Origin of the sequence: Paenibacillus radicibacter (assembly GCF_024721995.1) — a bacterium.
In the GTDB taxonomy this organism is placed as follows: domain Bacteria; phylum Bacillota; class Bacilli; order Paenibacillales; family NBRC-103111; genus Paenibacillus_AM; species Paenibacillus_AM radicibacter.
This window is the reverse complement of sequence record NZ_JANQBC010000001.1, coordinates 668,685-685,252: the sequence shown is the minus strand read 5'-3', so window position 1 is coordinate 685,252 and position 16,568 is coordinate 668,685. Positions and strand designations below refer to the sequence as shown.

The 16,568-nt window shown below is 44.8% G+C and carries 17 protein-coding genes; 16 read left to right on the top strand and 1 reads right to left on the bottom strand.

The features are described from left to right. Positions 1–9: 9 nt before the first annotated feature. The 14 genes from remA (at position 10) to spoVM (ending at position 13,777) form a co-directional block, all read left to right on the top strand. Positions 10–270 carry an extracellular matrix/biofilm regulator RemA gene (gene remA / locus NV379_RS03530; RefSeq protein WP_009672664.1) on the top strand — a complete coding sequence of 87 codons (261 nt, stop codon included), beginning with the start codon at positions 10–12 and terminating at the stop codon, positions 268–270. Next, on the top strand, positions 260–898 hold the full coding sequence (gene gmk, locus NV379_RS03525) for a guanylate kinase (protein ID WP_258205879.1): 639 nt from the start codon (positions 260–262) through the stop codon (positions 896–898). The genes remA and gmk overlap by 11 nt, the downstream gene beginning before the upstream one ends. Beyond that, positions 898–1,122, top strand: a complete 225-nt coding sequence (gene rpoZ, locus NV379_RS03520) for a DNA-directed RNA polymerase subunit omega (protein WP_258205878.1) — start codon at positions 898–900, stop codon at positions 1,120–1,122. Before gmk ends, rpoZ begins: the two co-directional genes overlap by 1 nt. A 114-nt stretch (positions 1,123–1,236) precedes the next feature. Continuing rightward, positions 1,237–2,454, top strand: coding sequence for a bifunctional phosphopantothenoylcysteine decarboxylase/phosphopantothenate--cysteine ligase CoaBC (gene coaBC, locus NV379_RS03515; RefSeq protein WP_258205877.1), 1,218 nt, complete (start codon positions 1,237–1,239; stop codon positions 2,452–2,454). Beyond that, positions 2,454–5,027 carry a primosomal protein N' gene (gene priA, locus NV379_RS03510; protein ID WP_258205876.1) on the top strand — a complete coding sequence of 858 codons (2,574 nt, stop codon included), beginning with the start codon at positions 2,454–2,456 and terminating at the stop codon, positions 5,025–5,027. Before coaBC ends, priA begins: the two co-directional genes overlap by 1 nt. A gap of 37 nt (positions 5,028–5,064) precedes the next feature. After that, the gene (gene def, locus NV379_RS03505) at positions 5,065–5,556 is read left to right on the top strand and encodes a peptide deformylase (RefSeq protein WP_258205875.1); all 492 of its coding nucleotides are present in this window, start codon (positions 5,065–5,067) and stop codon (positions 5,554–5,556) included. Then, positions 5,556–6,524, top strand: a complete 969-nt coding sequence (fmt, locus tag NV379_RS03500; protein WP_258205874.1) for a methionyl-tRNA formyltransferase — start codon at positions 5,556–5,558, stop codon at positions 6,522–6,524. The genes def and fmt overlap by 1 nt, the downstream gene beginning before the upstream one ends. A gap of 2 nt (positions 6,525–6,526) precedes the next feature. Next, positions 6,527–7,915, top strand: a complete 1,389-nt coding sequence (gene rsmB, locus NV379_RS03495; protein ID WP_258205873.1) for a 16S rRNA (cytosine(967)-C(5))-methyltransferase RsmB — start codon at positions 6,527–6,529, stop codon at positions 7,913–7,915. Positions 7,916–8,031: 116 nt separating this feature from the next. After that, positions 8,032–9,075, top strand: coding sequence for a dual-specificity RNA methyltransferase RlmN (rlmN, locus tag NV379_RS03490; protein ID WP_258206205.1), 1,044 nt, complete (start codon positions 8,032–8,034; stop codon positions 9,073–9,075). Between the two features lie 18 nt (positions 9,076–9,093). Then, the gene (locus NV379_RS03485; protein WP_258205872.1) at positions 9,094–9,858 is read left to right on the top strand and encodes a Stp1/IreP family PP2C-type Ser/Thr phosphatase; all 765 of its coding nucleotides are present in this window, start codon (positions 9,094–9,096) and stop codon (positions 9,856–9,858) included. Further along, positions 9,855–11,855, top strand: coding sequence for a Stk1 family PASTA domain-containing Ser/Thr kinase (gene pknB, locus NV379_RS03480; RefSeq protein WP_258205871.1), 2,001 nt, complete (start codon positions 9,855–9,857; stop codon positions 11,853–11,855). The genes NV379_RS03485 and pknB overlap by 4 nt, the downstream gene beginning before the upstream one ends. Before the next feature lie 22 nt (positions 11,856–11,877). Continuing rightward, positions 11,878–12,786: a ribosome small subunit-dependent GTPase A gene (gene rsgA, locus NV379_RS03475; protein WP_258205870.1), complete on the top strand. Its 909-nt coding sequence runs from the start codon at positions 11,878–11,880 to the stop codon at positions 12,784–12,786. Between the two features lie 5 nt (positions 12,787–12,791). Then, entirely contained in the window at positions 12,792–13,454 is a 663-nt protein-coding gene (gene rpe / locus NV379_RS03470; protein ID WP_258205869.1) for a ribulose-phosphate 3-epimerase, read from the top strand. A gap of 242 nt (positions 13,455–13,696) precedes the next feature. Beyond that, entirely contained in the window at positions 13,697–13,777 is an 81-nt protein-coding gene (gene spoVM / locus NV379_RS03465; protein WP_258206204.1) for a stage V sporulation protein SpoVM, read from the top strand. Positions 13,778–13,930: 153 nt separating this feature from the next. Here the strand turns inward: spoVM and rpmB are convergent, their stop codons facing one another. Then, positions 13,931–14,119, bottom strand: coding sequence for a 50S ribosomal protein L28 (rpmB, locus tag NV379_RS03460; protein ID WP_258205868.1), 189 nt, complete (start codon positions 14,117–14,119; stop codon positions 13,931–13,933). 259 nt (positions 14,120–14,378) lie between these two features. Between rpmB and NV379_RS03455 the strand changes: the two genes are divergently transcribed. Together NV379_RS03455 and fakA are read left to right on the top strand one after the other, a co-directional pair. Beyond that, on the top strand, positions 14,379–14,735 hold the full coding sequence (locus tag NV379_RS03455) for an Asp23/Gls24 family envelope stress response protein (RefSeq protein ID WP_258205867.1): 357 nt from the start codon (positions 14,379–14,381) through the stop codon (positions 14,733–14,735). Positions 14,736–14,756: 21 nt separating this feature from the next. Next, on the top strand, positions 14,757–16,547 hold the full coding sequence (gene fakA, locus NV379_RS03450; protein WP_258205866.1) for a DAK2 domain-containing protein: 1,791 nt from the start codon (positions 14,757–14,759) through the stop codon (positions 16,545–16,547). The last annotated feature ends 21 nt before the right edge of the window (positions 16,548–16,568 follow it).

The window sequence follows — 16,568 nt, the reverse complement described above, 5'->3', positions numbered from 1 at the left end:
GGACGTTGTATGGCGATTAAACTCATCAATATCGGCTTCGGAAACATCGTGTCGGCCAATCGTATTATTTCGATTGTTTCACCAGAATCCGCACCGATTAAAAGAATTATTCAGGAAGCCAGAGATCGGCACATGCTGATAGATGCAACGTACGGAAGAAGAACCCGTGCTGTCATTATTACAGACTCTGATCATGTGATCTTGTCTGCTGTTCAACCTGAAACTGTTGCACACCGACTTTCAAATAAGGACGATGATCATGACGAGTAATACCAATACGTTGGAACGTGAAAGAGGCATTTTGATCGTACTGTCTGGCCCATCTGGAGTAGGTAAAGGTACGGTATGTACAAGTTTGCGTAAATCATCCCCTGAGCTGGTTTATTCAGTTTCCGCTACAACACGCACTGCGCGTCAAGGTGAAGTGGATGGGGTTAATTATTTCTTCAAATCACATGAACAATTCAAGTCCATGATTGCCAATGATGAAGTATTGGAATGGGCAGAATATGTAGGTAACTTCTACGGTACACCTCGCCAATTTGTTGAGGATACACTGCGCAGCGGGAAAGATGTTATTCTTGAAATTGAAGTTCAAGGTGCTCTCCAAGTGAAGCAGAAGTTCCAAGAAGGTGTCTTTATTTTCTTGCTTCCTCCGTCACTAAATGAATTGGAAAATCGTATCGTATCTCGTGGTACTGAATCTGATGAGTCCATTCGTAGCAGAATGTCTGTTGCAGTGGAAGAAATGCGGATGATGGAACATTACGATTATGCGATTGTGAACGATCATGTAGAAACAGCTGGCAACAAGATCAAGGCGATCCTTGATGCTGAGCATTGTAAGAGAGAACGTGTATTTCCGAAACTAATGCATTGGATAGGTGAGGTGAAGTAATGTTATATCCGTCAATCGATAAGTTGTTGTTGAAAGTAGACTCCAAGTATTCACTAGCTGTAGCTGCGGCTAAACGTGCTCGCATGCTTCGTGAAGGAGCAAGAACAGATCTTCGTACACCAAAAGCTCACAAACAAGTGGGTGCAGCTTTAGAGGAATTGTACGGTGAATATATCGGTTATGAAAAAATTGAAATGCCTGAGATTGTGAAAAAATTTCAATAGTCGATCCGCATCGACTGACACATTTCTAAGCAGAGACTAGAGAAAATATGTAGTACGACCATACAACAACCCTTGTGGTTGTTATTTTTTTCTGAATTGAAAGGGGCGTCTGCCATGTTGAAGGGGAAAACGATTGTACTTGGCGTTACTGGTGGAATTGCAGCATTTAAAGCAGCGGCTTTATGTTCCAAGCTTAAGCAAGCAGGAGCAAGTGTCCATGTGATCATGACCGAAGGAGCAACTAAATTTGTTACTCCCTTAACGTTTCAATCTTTGTCTCGAAGCTTGGTGTTCACCGATACATTTGATGAGCAAGACCCTTCGCAAATTTCGCACATTGACTTAGCTGATCGAGCAGATTTATTCATCGTAGCGCCTGCTACGGCGAATATTATTGCTAAGATGGCACATGGACTTGCGGATGACATGTTATCAACGACTTTGCTTGCAACTATGGCACCGGTCATGGTTGCTCCGGCAATGAATGTGCATATGTATGATCATCCAGCGACACGGGCGAATATGCAAACTCTTCGCGAGCGTGGTATCCGTTTCGTAGAGCCAGGCGTTGGACAACTTGCATGTGGTTATGTGGGCAAAGGTAGACTTGCTGAACCCGAAGAAATCATGATCGGAATTCACTCTTTTTTTCATGAGAAGCAGTTGTTAAAAGGTAAGAAAGTGCTTGTAACAGCAGGTGGGACGATTGAACGTATCGACCCTGTTCGTTATATTTCGAATGACTCTTCTGGTAAAATGGGCTACGCAATCGCGGGCGAAGCATATCGTGCAGGAGCGGAAGTGACACTTGTGTCAGCGCAGACGAATTTACCAGTGCCAGACGGTGTGAAATTCGTGAAAGTGAATTCTGCACAAGATATGATGGATGCGGTGCTCGCTCGATTTGATACTTTAGATGTCGTATTTAAGTCTGCCGCTGTATCGGACTACCGACCGGTTGAGCAGCTTGATCATAAGATGAAGAAAAAAGAAGATGAGTGGGTAATTCGTTTAGTAAAAACCCCTGACATTCTACAAACGCTAGGTGAACGTAAAACTACGCAGTTCGTCGTGGGGTTTGCAGCAGAGACGAATAATCTCGATGCCTATGCGCAGGACAAGCTTAAGCGTAAAAATTGCGATTTACTCGTTGCCAATGATGTGTCGCAAGAAGGCGCAGGCTTTGGTGTGGATACGAATATTGCTAAAGTGTTTGATGCGAATGGTGTCGTTGAAGAGCTACCCTTGCAAAGCAAGCAGGATATGGCACGTCGACTGCTGCAAATTGTGGCTCTGCGTTTAGAATCGAAACCTTCATCGGAGGAAAATTAATGTTTGCTAAAGTCATAGTCGACGTTCCCGCAAAAGGGACGAGTCGTGGATTTGACTATATTGTACCTGATGATCTGCTTTCAGTCGTGGAAGTAGGATCTCGGGTTGAAGTGCCTTTTGGTCCTCGTGTGCTTCAGGGATATGTTGTAGAAGTAGGGTTACATGCGGACTATAATGTGAAGAAAATGAAGCCGATTCGTCGGATTTTAGATATGGAGCCTCCTTTGACGGAGGAGCTTGTGAAGTTAGGGTATTGGATGAGTACGAAGTACCTATGCCGGGAAGCCGCTGCGCTCTCCGTTATGGTACCGAGTGCTTTGAAAGCGAAGTCGGAGCGTTATCTTGTCGTGAGTAATCAAGTGGGTGAAGATGCGAGCAAGGGGCTAGTTGCGGCTTATTCGGGTGGGCAAGCAGATTATGCACGGGGTGGGTTATTACCTTTTTTCGATCGGGATGAAATCATTCAGTATTTACAAAAAAAGGGTAAGGACACGCTGGACAATGTGTTGCAAAAATTCCCGCAAAGCGCGGCAGATATTAAGTCGATGCTAGCAGAAGGTGTTCTGGAAGAAGTGCAATCGGTCAAGGACCGTCTATCTGTCAAAACAAGATTAACTGTATTTCCATTGCTAACGGAAGATGAACTGGTTGAAGCAGCTGCTAAGTTGTCGGGTCAAGCTGTGAAGCAGAAGGAAGTACTGCTTTACCTTGCTGAACATATGCAGCCGATTGCGGTTACAGAGCTTAATACACATATTCCAGGCAGCAGTGGTGCAGTAAAGTCGCTCGCAAGTAAAGGATTCGTTGAACTTCGTGAGATGGAAGTGCTGCGTGATCCTTATGCAGATCGAGATTTCAAGCGTACAGAACCGTTAGACCTGCGGGATGAACAGCAAATTGCTTATGAAGCGATTCGATCTTCTCTCGATACAAGCTCACATCAGACGTTCCTTCTGCATGGTGTGACGGGAAGCGGAAAGACGGAAGTGTATTTGCAGACGATTCAACATTGCTTAGATTTGGGACGCGAAGCGATTGTGTTAGTACCTGAGATTTCACTGACACCACAAATGGTGGAGCGATTCAAAGGTCGTTTCGGTGACTTAGTTGCTGTTCTTCACTCTCGTTTGTCCCACGGGGAACGTTATGATGAGTGGCGCAAAATTACACGAGGTACCGTTAAGGTTGCGATTGGTGCCAGGTCGGCAGTATTTGCTCCTTTTAAAAATGTGGGCTTGATTATTATTGATGAAGAGCATGAGACATCTTATAAGCAGGAAGAAACGCCAAAGTATCATGCGCGTGATGTAGCCATTAAACGTGCGATGCTGAGTCAAGGCGTCGTTATACTTGGTTCGGCGACCCCTTCACTTGAAAGTATTCATGAGACGTTGTACCGTGCTGATGGAACAGGTCGATATGAACTGCTGACGATGAATAAGCGTGCGAGTGGTGGATCACTACCTGAAGTGCACATTGTCGATATGCGTGAGGAATTGAAGAATGGCAATCGTTCGATGTTTAGTTCGGGGCTCTATCAAGCGTTATTAGATCGGTTGAGAAAAAATGAACAATCGATATTCCTGCTCAATCGCAGGGGGTATGCAACGTTTGTCATGTGTCGAGGCTGTGGATATGTAGGGCAATGTCCGCATTGTGATATATCATTGACTTATCATCAGACTTCCCATATGATGCGATGCCACTATTGTGGGTATGCGGAGCGTGAACCGAAAGTATGTCCAAGCTGTAGTTCAGAGCATATCCGACATTTTGGAACAGGAACACAGCGGGTGGAAGAGGAATTAGTGAAGCTGTTCCCAGGTATTCGAGTCATCCGAATGGATGTGGATACGACGACAGAGAAGGGTTCGCACGAGAAGTTGTTAACTCGCTTCCGTAATCAACAAGCAGATGTGCTGTTAGGGACGCAGATGGTTGCGAAGGGACTGGATTTCCCGAATGTGACATTGGTTGGCGTAATCGCAGCAGATACCGTGTTGGGATTACCTGATTTCCGTTCCGCAGAGCGAACGTTCCAATTACTAACTCAAGTCGCGGGACGCGCAGGTCGTCATGTATTACCAGGTGAAGTATATGTCCAGACGTATATGCCTGAGCATTATGCCGTAACTGCTTCAAGTGAGCATGATTATGGTGCATTTGCAAGAACAGAGCTGTCGGTACGTGGTGAGCGGGGCTATCCGCCTTACAGTAAGATGATGCTGATTACATTCTCTCATCAAGAAGTACAACCCTTAATTCGTTGTGCTGAGGCATTCGTAGCTGAGCTTCGTAAAGTAGCGAGACTGGCAGAGATGCGCGCGGGACATGAGGGTGGAGCTATTTATGGATCGCCACAAGGAGTGCATGAAGTGCTGTCTGTTCTAGGACCTGTTGCATCGCCGCTTGCTAGAATCAAGGATAGATATCGATTTCAATGCATGGTAAAATACTGGGAGGGTTCGCTCGCATCCGAGCTTGTTGCACAAGTGGTGGAGACGTTCGAAGAGCCATTTTCCAAAGCAAAATTGCTTGTTTCGGTTGATGTTGATCCGCAATTTTTAATGTAAAATTATTGAGATATAAATGAATAGGACGGTGTATACAATGGCGATTCGTATGATCGTACAAGAACCAGATCCGGTACTACGTGAAAAAGCGATTACAGTGAGGAACTTTAATAAAAACTTGCATAAACTTCTAGATGATATGGCAGATACCATGTACGATGCACCAGGCGTAGGTTTAGCAGCGCCACAAGTTGCTATATCCAAGCGTGTAGTTGTCATGGACTGCGGTGAAGAATATGGGGGTCTGATCGAACTTGTGAATCCTGAGATCATTGCACAAGACGGCGAGCAAATCGGTCCTGAGGGCTGTCTTAGTATTCAAGGTCTAGAGGGTACAGTTAAGCGCCCAATGCTAGTAAGACTCAAAGCACAAGATCGTAACGGTGAATGGTTTGAAATTGAAGGGGAAGAGTTTCTTGCACGCTGCATGATGCATGAGCTTGACCATCTGAATGGGGTGCTGTTTACAGATTTAGCACTTCGCATGTACCGCCCAGGGCAAGATGACGAAGGTGGTAATCAAAAATAATGAGAATCGTATTCATGGGGACGCCGGAATTTTCCGTGCCGTCCCTTAACGTGCTAATTGAAGAAGGTTACAATGTCGTTGCTGTCGTTACACAACCGGACCGACCGAAAGGCCGTAAGCGTGTGCTCACACCTCCTCCAGTGAAGGTTGCTGCTGAGGCGCACGGAATTCCAGTGTTTCAACCCGAGCGACTGCGTAAACCAGAAGCGGTTGAAGTTATGCGTGAATTTGCACCTGACTTGATCGTGACGGCTGCTTATGGTCAAATTTTACCTAAATCGGTGTTGGACTTACCTGCACATGGATGCATTAACGTGCATGCTTCACTGCTGCCTAAATACCGCGGCGGTGCGCCGATTCACCACTCCATTATGAATGGAGATCCGACAACGGGTGTGACGATCATGTATATGGAAGAAGGACTTGATACTGGGGATATGATCTCGAAAGTCGAGCTTCCAATTTCAGATGAAGATTCAACAGGAACAATGTTCGATAAATTAAGTATTGCAGGAAGTGAACTTCTGCGTACAACATTGCCGGACTTGATTGCGGGTCGGATCACAGCTGAACCACAGAACAATGAAGAAGCAACTTATTCGCCGAACATTAATCGCGAAAATGAGCTTATCGATTGGACGAAATCTGCGCGCGGTGTGTTCAATCAAGTGCGAGGACTTAATCCTTTCCCGGGAGCATTCACTTACTTTAACGGTGAAGTGTTTAAAGTGTGGGCAAGTGAATTGCCAGTGCAGAATAAACAAGCTGGAAATGCAAATCCGGGTACGGTATTGCATACGGATGAGCAAGGTATTCATGTGCAAACAGGCGATGGGGTTATTATCTTGAAGCAAGTTCAACCTGCTGGTAAAAAGGCAATGGAAGCGGCCGGACTTGCTCGTGGTAATCAAGCCTTGTTAAACGCCGTGTTTGGGGCATCTAGATTAGCAGAAGATGAGGATAAATAATCGTGAGTCATAAAAATAATAAGAATCATAAAGAGACGCGCAAGCTAACAGCACGTGAAGTGGCACTCCATGTGTTAACAGGTGTTGATCAGGATCAAGCATATAGTAACTTACTTCTGAATCAAACGTTAAAGGACAATCAATTAGAGCGTGCAGATGTAGGGCTTGCAACCGAAATCGTGTACGGCACGATTCAGCGTATGAATACGATTGATTACTTCTTGGAACGGTTTGTTGCAAAAGGATTGAAGAAACTGCAGCCGTGGGTAAAGAGCTTACTCCGGCTTAGTTTTTATCAGCTTCATTATTTAGAGCGCGTGCCAGATCACGCGGTTGTTAGTGAAGCTGTGAACATCGCGAAGCGCCGCGGCCATGCTGGCATCTCCGGCATGGTCAATGCCGTGCTGCGTAACATCATCCGCAGCCGCGAAACCCTGCAGCTCCCGGCGGAGCTGCCTAAAGACCAGCGCCTCGCGCTAGAGCATTCCCACCCGCTATGGATGGTGAAGCGGTGGGTGAAGCAGTTCGGCGCAGATGCAGCTGAGCGCATTTGCGCGGCGAATAACGTGCCTCCGCACGTGTCCATTCGCGCCAATACGCTGCAAGGCTCGCGTGAGGAATTGCTTCGCGCCCTCACAGACAAGGACATCGCGGCGACTTCATCGCCGCTAGCACCAGCCGGTGTAATCGTCACCGGCGCTGGCAACATGGCGCTCACCGCGGAGTTTGCTGCTGGACGTTATACCGTCCAGGACGAAAGCTCCATGCTCGTCGCGGAAGTTGTTGATCCGAAGCCGGGGATGCAAGTGCTGGATTGCTGCGCTGCGCCAGGTGGCAAGACTACGCACATGGCAGAGAAAATGCAAGATCAGGGTATTGTCTGGGCATGCGATGTGCATGAGCACAAGGAGCAGCTAATCGCAGATGCTGCACACCGACTGGGTCTGAATGCAGTAAGAACGATGATTACAGATGCTCGTGAACTCGCAAGCCGCTTTGAACCCGAAACATTTGATCGAATCTTGCTTGATGCTCCATGTTCGGGTCTAGGTGTAATTCGACGTAAACCAGATCTGAAATGGGCGAAGAAAGAGTCTGACATCAAGGAAATCGCAGCATTGCAGCGCGAATTGCTTGAAGCGGTTCAAGGCTTGCTCCGTCCTGGTGGAGTACTCGTGTATAGTACATGTACGATCGAGAAGGATGAGAATGAAGGGAATGTTCTTCAATTCTTAGATAAGCATTCGAACTATAAGCTCACTTCTATCGCGATTGAGAACATGCCGAAAGAATTAGAAGCTGGTGCGAAGGAAGGGATGTTATCCATTAATCCGGATCTATTCCATTCCGATGGATTTTTCATTGCAAAGCTGGTTAAATCACAAGCGTAATCACGTGAATATACCGTGTTCTTCTTGTGTTTTCACTTTTATGATAGAATAGTTGGATGAAATGCTTACAAGTTGTACAAAACTTAAAGTAAATAGCGATATAGGTTGTGATCAAAGTGAAACCTTATGTATATGATTATACGTTAGAAGAGTGGCAGAGTTGGATTAAAGAGCAGGGTGAACCGGCATTTCGTGCAGGTCAAATTTTTGACTGGTTGTATGTGAAGCGCGTGTCTGGGTTTGACCAGATGTCGAACCTGTCCAAATCACTACGTGAAAAGTTAGAGCATGGCTTTGAATTTGTAACGCTCAATGAAATTGCACGCTACGAATCCAAAGACGGTACGGTGAAGTTCTTGTTCGAGCTGTCGGACAAGAATGCGATTGAGACCGTTATTATGAAGCACAGCTATGGTCATTCCGTTTGTGTAACTACACAAGTCGGATGTCGTGTAGGCTGTACGTTCTGTGCGTCAACGCTAACAGGACTTAAACGCAACTTGACTTCAGGCGAAATTATTGCACAAGTTGTTCGTGCGCAGCAGCTTCTTGATGGTCAGAATGGCCGTGTATCCTCGATCGTAATCATGGGGATTGGCGAACCATTCGAGAACTATGAAGCGACAATGAGTTTCCTTAAAGTGATGATTCATCCGAAGGGACTTAACATTGGTCAGCGTCATATTACTGTCTCTACATCAGGAATTGTACCGAACATTTATAAATTTGCGGATGAAAATACGCAAGTCAACTTGGCGATCTCTATTCATGCGCCGAATGACAAGCTTCGCTCCAAGCTTATGCCTGTGAATCGTCGCTTCCCATTCGAAGATTTAATTGAGGCGTGTAAGTACTACACCGCGAAAACGGGTAGACGGATTACATTCGAGTATGCCTTAATGGGTGAAGTTAATGATCAAGCTGAGCATGCAGAAGAACTTGCTCAAATCTTGAAGACATTCCCGCTTTGTCATGTGAACTTAATTCCGGTGAACTTTGTTGCGGAACGTGATTTCAAGCGTACGCCTAGAGAAGATATCTTTAACTTCCAACGGATTCTCGAACGCAACAAAATCAATACAACCATCCGTCGTGAGCAAGGTGGCGACATTGCAGCAGCTTGTGGACAGCTTCGTGCAAAACATATAGATAAGAAGTAATAACGAGGTGATAGTACAATGTTAATGGCAAGCCGAACCGATATTGGACGTGTTCGTTTAGTAAACGAGGACCGGGCCTATATTCAACATCAATTAAATGGATTTGAGTTGGCGATTATTGCTGACGGAATGGGTGGTCATCAAGCGGGGGATGTTGCATCGCAAATGGCAATTGATTTTATTGCGAGAGAATTGCAGCAAATCTCATTATCGATGACATTCGATGAGCGCGAGAAGCTTGTACTATCTGCCATCAATACGGCGAATGGGCGCATTTTTCAATATGCATCTGAACGTGAAATCTATCAAGGGATGGGCACGACTGTAGTCGTTGCACTTGCAGCGGAGGATCAACTTCTTCTCGCACATATCGGTGACTCTCGGGCATATCGTGTACGTGGTAATGAAATTACTCAACTGACGATAGACCACTCTCTTGTTAATGAACTCGTGAAGAGCGGGCAGCTAACCCCTGAGGAAGCTGCCCACCATCCGCGTCGTAATGTAGTTACAAGGGCACTAGGTACAGAGGCTACCATTGAAGCAGATATAAAGACGATTCAACTTGATCCTGAAGAAATTATTCTTTTATGTTCTGATGGTCTAAGCAATATGATTGAATCTGACGATATAGTGCGTATTATACATAATGGGCCTAACTTAGAGGCAGCTGTTGATAAGTTGATCCATGAAGCGTTAATTGCTGGTGGAGACGACAACATCACTGTTGTACTTATGCACAATATAGACAATGCCGAATGGAAACGAGGTGACAGTGAATGATCGGTCACACCTTAGGGGGCAGATATGAGATTCTGGAACTGATCGGTGGCGGCGGTATGGCGCTTGTATATAAAGCGCAAGATTTACTGTTGCATCGTAAAGTTGCCATAAAGATATTGCGTCAGCAATACATTCACGATGAGGAGTTTATTCGTCGTTTTCGTAGGGAAGCGCAATCTGCTGCTTCTTTATCTCACCCAAATGTGGTCTCCATCTATGATGTAGGTCAAGAAGAAGATACGTACTACATCGTGATGGAATATGTAGAAGGCAAGACGCTTAATGATCTTATTAAAGAAAAAGCGCCACTCCAAGTGGAAGAAGCGATTGGAATCGCGTCTCAAATAAGTGATGCGCTGGATCATGCTCATCATAATGAAATTATTCATCGAGACATCAAGCCCCACAATATTCTCATTGGAAGAAATGGACGTGTGAAAGTAACGGATTTCGGAATTGCTCGTGCGACGACGTCATCTTCCATCACACAAACAGGGTCAGTCATTGGCTCCGTTCATTACTTCTCACCTGAACATGCTAAAGGAACGAATGCAGGAGAGAAATCCGATTTGTATTCACTAGGTATCGTTCTATTCCAAATGCTAACAGGTAAGCTGCCGTTCCGTGGGGAAAACCCAATTTCAGTGGCACTGAAGCATTTACAAGAAGAAGTGGCTTCACCAAGATCTGTGAATCCACTTATTCCACAAAGTGTAGAGAATGTGATTCTCAAAGCACTTCGTAAACGTCCAGAAGAGCGTTATCAGTCAGCGAAGCAGATGCTAAGTGATCTTGAGACGTGTTTGTCGCCTGAACGTCGTAATGAACCTAAGGCACAATTCTGGAGTGATGAGGGACTCGATGAGGAAAGTACGCGCATCTTACCAGCGATACGTTCCACTCAACAATACTCACCAATACCAGATGATGAAGAGGATGAGGATGATATCCAAGAAATCCAGCCTGATCGTAAGAAAAAGAAGACATGGATTAAGCCGACGGTATGGATTGTGTCTTTGCTTATCGTTCTTGCTGGCATGTTCTTGCTCGTGAATTATGTAAGAGGTTTACTAACACCTCAAGAAGTAAGTGTGCCTGATCTGATGGGACTGACGAAAGAACAAGTGGAGCTTAAGTTAAAAGATGCTCAACTTACCTTGAACCCAAAGGTTGATACAAGGGTGAGTACGAAAGAAGAGAAAGACAAAGTCGTACTGCAGTATCCGGATAAAGATATGAAGCTAACAGCGAATTCCAGTGTATCCATTACCATTGGTGCGGGTCCTGAACATCCGAAGATGGCTGATTACAAAGGGAACAATATAAAAGACGTAACTGAACAATTAGTTGCTCTGGGGGTTGATCCAAAACGGATTCAGTTAAACCCACCAGTCTTCATTGATCAAGATCCAGATACTGTTGTCAAAACAGAGCCGGCTGCAGGAACAGAATTTGATCCTGCTAAAGTTGAAGTGAAGATTACCGTGTCCAAAGGGAAAGAAACGGTGAAGATGCCGAATCTCGTTGGAGATACGATTGCTGAAGCGAAGGCAAAGCTGACGAAGCAAGGGCTGACGCTGCAAGAAAGTGATATTAAGAAAGAGAAGAGCTATACGGTTGCAATGGGCAAAGTCATCAGTCAGTTCCCTTACAAAGCGAATGATGATGTGCCTAAAGATGCTCAAATCTCAGTTATCATATCGGAAGGTTTGCCAGAGGAAGCTGGAACGATGAATGTCTCCCTTCCTTTTAAACCTTCTGAGGAAGGCAAAGAATCTGTTTTCCGCATTGTTGTAACAGATGCACAGAATACTGCATTGGAAGTCTATAAACAGACGGTCAATAAAGCACAAATCAAGGATATCAAAATTGTGTTGTCACCAACAAAAGGCGCTAAGATTGAGCTCTTTGAGAATGACAAATTAGTCAGAACAGAAACACGCACGTATCAAGACTATTTGGATCAGAGAAATGGTCAAGGACGCAGCGTCTCATAATTGAACCATTAGGAGGGATAAGATGCCGCAAGGAACGATCCTTAAAGCACTGAGCGGCTTCTATTATGTGCTCCCCGAAGGAGAGAATGCAGTGGGTGCGACATTGATTCAGTGTCGTGCCCGCGGCGTTTTTAAGAACAGAGGCGTATCACCTCTTGTTGGAGATCGCGTTGAGTTCGAAGTTGAAGCGACAGGGGAAGGAACAGTCACATCTATTGAACCGCGTACATCTGAATTGATCCGTCCACCTATCGCCAATACGAAACAAGCGGTACTCGTCTTTTCGGTAACGGAACCTGTCTTGAACCCTTTATTGTTGGACAAGTTCCTCGTTCATATTGAAAAAGAAGGCTTGTCAGCAGTCATTTGCTTAACGAAGCAAGATCTGCTCCAAGAAGGCAGCAAAGAGCAGCAGGAAGTGACCCATGTTATTGATCTTTATCGTCAAATTGGGTATAAAGTCATTGTCACTTCAGCAAAAATGAAGCAAGGGATGGCAGAAATTGAAGATCAACTTGCCCATAATGTGTCTGTATTTGCAGGGCAGTCTGGTGTTGGGAAGTCATCACTACTCAATGCACTAATTAGCGATTTACAATTAGAGACGAATGAAATTTCACACCGTTTAGGTCGTGGTAAGCATACGACAAGACATGTGGAATTAATCGCGCTGCAAGATGGCGGTTTTGTCGCGGATACACCGGGGTTCTCTCAGCTTGATTTCATGGAGCTAGAACCCGAACAACTTGGGGATTGCTTTATTGAGTTTGCAGCGCTTGCTGAGAATTGCAAATTTAGAGGTTGTCAGCATATGAAAGAACCAGGTTGCAAAGTTCGTGAAGCTGTAGAGGAAGGCGTAATGGCTCAGTCTCGCTATGATAGCTATGCGCAATTTTATCAAGAAATGAAAGACCGAAAAAGGAGGTACTAAACCTTATGATTACAATTGCACCATCGATATTATCTGCCAATTTCGGAAAGTTAGGTCAAGAAGTACAAGAGGTGGATCAGCAAGGCGCAGATTGGCTTCATGTGGATGTCATGGACGGACATTTTGTACCAAATATGACGTTTGGGGCACTTGCTGTAGACGCTATTCGTCCCTTAACGAAGCTGCCACTTGACGTGCACTTGATGATTGAACAGCCTGATCGATATATTGCGGACTTCGTTAAAGCAGGCGCTGACATTATTACAGTTCACGCGGAGGCATGTACGCATTTGCATCGCACCGTCAATCATATTAAAGAACTTGGAGTAAAGGCTGGGGTTGCACTGAATCCTGCTACACCGCTGCACGTACTTGAATATGTGTTAGATGAAAATTTGGACTTGGTCTTGATCATGACAGTTAACCCTGGGTTTGGCGGACAAAAGTTCATTCATGCGACATTGCCGAAGATCCGTGCATTGCGCAGTAAATTGAATGAATTAGGCTTGTCGCATATCGACATTGAGGTTGACGGCGGCGTAAACGCCGATACAGCTCCTCTAGTCGTTCAAGCGGGTGCTAATGTGCTTGTTGCGGGCAACGCCGTATTCGGGCAATCTGACCGCGCAGAAGCGATTCGTCTTATACGGGAGAAAGCACAAGCATAGCTTTTGACGATCACGCATACAATGGTTACGAGAACAACGTTCTTGTGACCGTTTTTTATTTTCAACCCGATTACGTTCCAGTTGAAACTTGCTTCTTTCGTTTGTATGAGAAAGAATTTTTGTACAAATAAAGATTGTAAGCACGTTTTTCTGGGCTCATGAATATATTGTGGATAAGGATAATGGGTTCTCGGTGGTGATCTTGGCGAGCCCTTGTGTGAACTTTGAAGGAGGGGTAGAGGGTGAAATTTTACACAGTCAAACTACCAAAGTTTCTAGGTGGGTTTGTAAAAGCGATTCTGAATACATTTAGTAAAAGCTAAGCCTGATACAGTCGCATGATCACATCACGAGAACGCACGGTCATAAAGATGTATTCTGTTCGTACAGATAACTGTACAGAAAATTGTATGCAATAATGCACAAATGGACAAAAAAAAGCACCCGTTACAGGTGCTTTTTGTTTATCGTGCTAATTAAACGCGAGTCACTTTGCCTGATTTCAAGGCACGAGCGCTAACGTAAACACGTTTTGGCTTACCATCAACAAGAATACGAACTTTTTGTACGTTTACGCCCCAAGAACGCTTGTTTTTGTTGTTAGCATGAGAAACGTGATTACCTGTTCTAGGTGACTTCCCAGTAATGTAACATTTGCGAGACATGAATGACACCTCCTTGTAAGTATACGAAGCTAAGCGCATGGCAAGCCTAAAGCTTACAAGGCGTTTAGCAATTCTTCTTTTACGTCGTTTGATTTCAATAATAAAGTCATACGTAAAAACACACTTAGATATAATAGCACACTGTAAAAGGGATCGTCAACGAAACCTGGGTCTTTTTTCACCCCCGTTTATTTCTTGTCCCCTTTATAGTAAAATGATAGTTGGTTCATTTACCTTTTGCAAGAAGGAGTTGGTGACAGTGCCAATCGAAGTGAAAAACGAATTGGGTAGTATACAAGTGATGAACGAAGTGATTGCTACACTCGCAGGATCTTCTGCTCTTGAGTGTTATGGGCTTGTAGGAATGGCTTCGCGCAATCAGTTTAAAGATGGTATTGCAGAGTTACTCGGTCGAGAAAACTTGCGACGCGGTGTGGAAGTGCGTCGGGAACAAGATCGTACCGAAATCGACTTATACATTATCGTGAGCTATGGAACGAAGATTTCTGTTGTCGCACAAAACGTTCAAGCAAAAGTGAAATATGTAATGAACGAGGTCGTTGGCCTTCAAGTGAATGCAGTGAACATCTTTGTTCAAGGTGTAAGGGTAGCTTGATAATGAGGAAGGAGAATCGCTTTGGGTAAGCGCTTTAATACGATTAATGGTAAGGATTTTATGGCGATGGCGATTGCAGGTGCGGAGCATTTAAATCGGAACGTCGAGAGAGTAAACGGTTTAAATGTATTTCCGGTTCCGGATGGGGATACAGGAACGAATATGAGTTTGACGATTAATTCCGGTATTGCAGAATTGAAACGGAGACCATCTTCGCATATCGGTCAAGCCGCAGAGGCGCTTTCTAAAGGATTATTAATGGGCGCACGCGGAAATTCAGGTGTTATTTTGTCTCAACTATTTCGTGGGTTTTCGAAGTATGTTCACGATTTTGAGGAGATTAACCCTGTCCAATTCGCTCATGCGCTTCAAAACGGCGTAGAGACAGCTTACAAGGCTGTTGTGAAGCCTGTTGAAGGAACCGTTCTTACTGTATCCAAAGATGCTGCGAAGAGCGCTATCGCGTTCTCTAAGCATGCTGAGGGTATTCAAGATTTAATGGCAGAGGTTGTGGAGAAGGGACGCGAGTCCTTGAATCGCACACCAGATCTATTGCCAGTCTTAAAGCAAGTTGGTGTTGTAGACGCTGGCGGCGAAGGATTAATGTGCGTATATGAGGGGTTCCTTGCTGTATTAAAAGGACAGACCGTTGATTCCTTATTGGTTGATGCTGAAGATGTAGGTGTTCCTGAATCATTGGATGTCATGAAAGAAGTGATTAAGAACCCAGCTCAAACTATGAATCCTGGTCATGAGCCGCGCCGTGCACAGGCACACATGGCAACGGAAGATATTGAGTTTGGCTATTGCACAGAGTTCTTAGTCAAGCTTGTACCGGATAAAACTAAAGGCATGGCATTCAATGAGGATCAATTCCGCAGCAAGCTGAGCGAGCACGGGGATTCTTTACTTGTTGTTGCAGATGATGATCTTGTGAAAGTTCACATTCATGCAGAGTACCCAGGTGAAGTGATGACCATCGCCCAGAAGTTTGGGGATTTGATCGGCATTAAGATAGAGAACATGCGCGAGCAGCATTTACACATTTTACAAGAAGAAGCAAGTGAATATGATGCTTACGAAAAGCATGCAGTGCGGGAAGAGGAAGTTACTACTCCAGCTGCAGGACTTGATTTGGCAACGGAACCGAACAAGCCATTTGGTATCATTGCAGTTGCAATGGGTGAAGGGATTACAGAGATTTTCACCTCAGTAGGTGTTGATCATGTGATTTCAGGTGGACAGACGATGAATCCAAGTACAGAGGATTTCGTTAAAGCGATCGCAGATATTCCAGCTGATTCGATTTATATTTTACCGAACAACTCGAATATTGTTATGGCTGCAAAACAAGCGGCAGATTTGGTTGATGACAAAAAGGTGTATGTGATTCCAACCAAAACGATACCTCAAGGTATGGCTGCGATTCTTGCTTTCCAAGAAAAAGCAGAGCCGCAAGTCAATGTGAACGTGATGACACAAGCAATTTCTAATGTGCGTTCTGGTTCGGTTACTTATGCTGTTCGTGATACATCCATTGATGGTGTAGACATTAAGGAAAATGATTTCATCGGAATTGAAGATGGTGAAATTGTGGTTTCCGAACCAACAGCTCTTGATGCATCCAAAGGGTTGTTATCCCGTATGATGGATGAAGGCACAGAAATTGTGACGATTTTGATTGGTGAGGATGCTTCTGAGGAAGAGACTGACACACTCGTTGCCTACATTCAAGAAATGAGACCAGGTGTAGAAGTCGAATTATATCCAGGTGGTCAACCGATTTATTTATACTTGTTTTCAGTTGAATAGTCGTAAGTTAACAGGATGTAC

Coding starts and splice junctions, on each gene's coding strand:
- remA (WP_009672664.1), top strand. CDS start 10: ATGGCGATTAAACTCATCAATATCGGCTTCGGAAACATCGTGTCGGCC.
- gmk (WP_258205879.1), top strand. CDS start 260: ATGACGAGTAATACCAATACGTTGGAACGTGAAAGAGGCATTTTGATC.
- rpoZ (WP_258205878.1), top strand. CDS start 898: ATGTTATATCCGTCAATCGATAAGTTGTTGTTGAAAGTAGACTCCAAG.
- coaBC (WP_258205877.1), top strand. CDS start 1,237: ATGTTGAAGGGGAAAACGATTGTACTTGGCGTTACTGGTGGAATTGCA.
- priA (WP_258205876.1), top strand. CDS start 2,454: ATGTTTGCTAAAGTCATAGTCGACGTTCCCGCAAAAGGGACGAGTCGT.
- def (WP_258205875.1), top strand. CDS start 5,065: ATGGCGATTCGTATGATCGTACAAGAACCAGATCCGGTACTACGTGAA.
- fmt (WP_258205874.1), top strand. CDS start 5,556: ATGAGAATCGTATTCATGGGGACGCCGGAATTTTCCGTGCCGTCCCTT.
- NV379_RS03485 (WP_258205872.1), top strand. CDS start 9,094: ATGTTAATGGCAAGCCGAACCGATATTGGACGTGTTCGTTTAGTAAAC.
- pknB (WP_258205871.1), top strand. CDS start 9,855: ATGATCGGTCACACCTTAGGGGGCAGATATGAGATTCTGGAACTGATC.
- rsgA (WP_258205870.1), top strand. CDS start 11,878: ATGCCGCAAGGAACGATCCTTAAAGCACTGAGCGGCTTCTATTATGTG.
- rpe (WP_258205869.1), top strand. CDS start 12,792: ATGATTACAATTGCACCATCGATATTATCTGCCAATTTCGGAAAGTTA.
- rpmB (WP_258205868.1), bottom strand. CDS start 14,119: ATGTCTCGCAAATGTTACATTACTGGGAAGTCACCTAGAACAGGTAAT.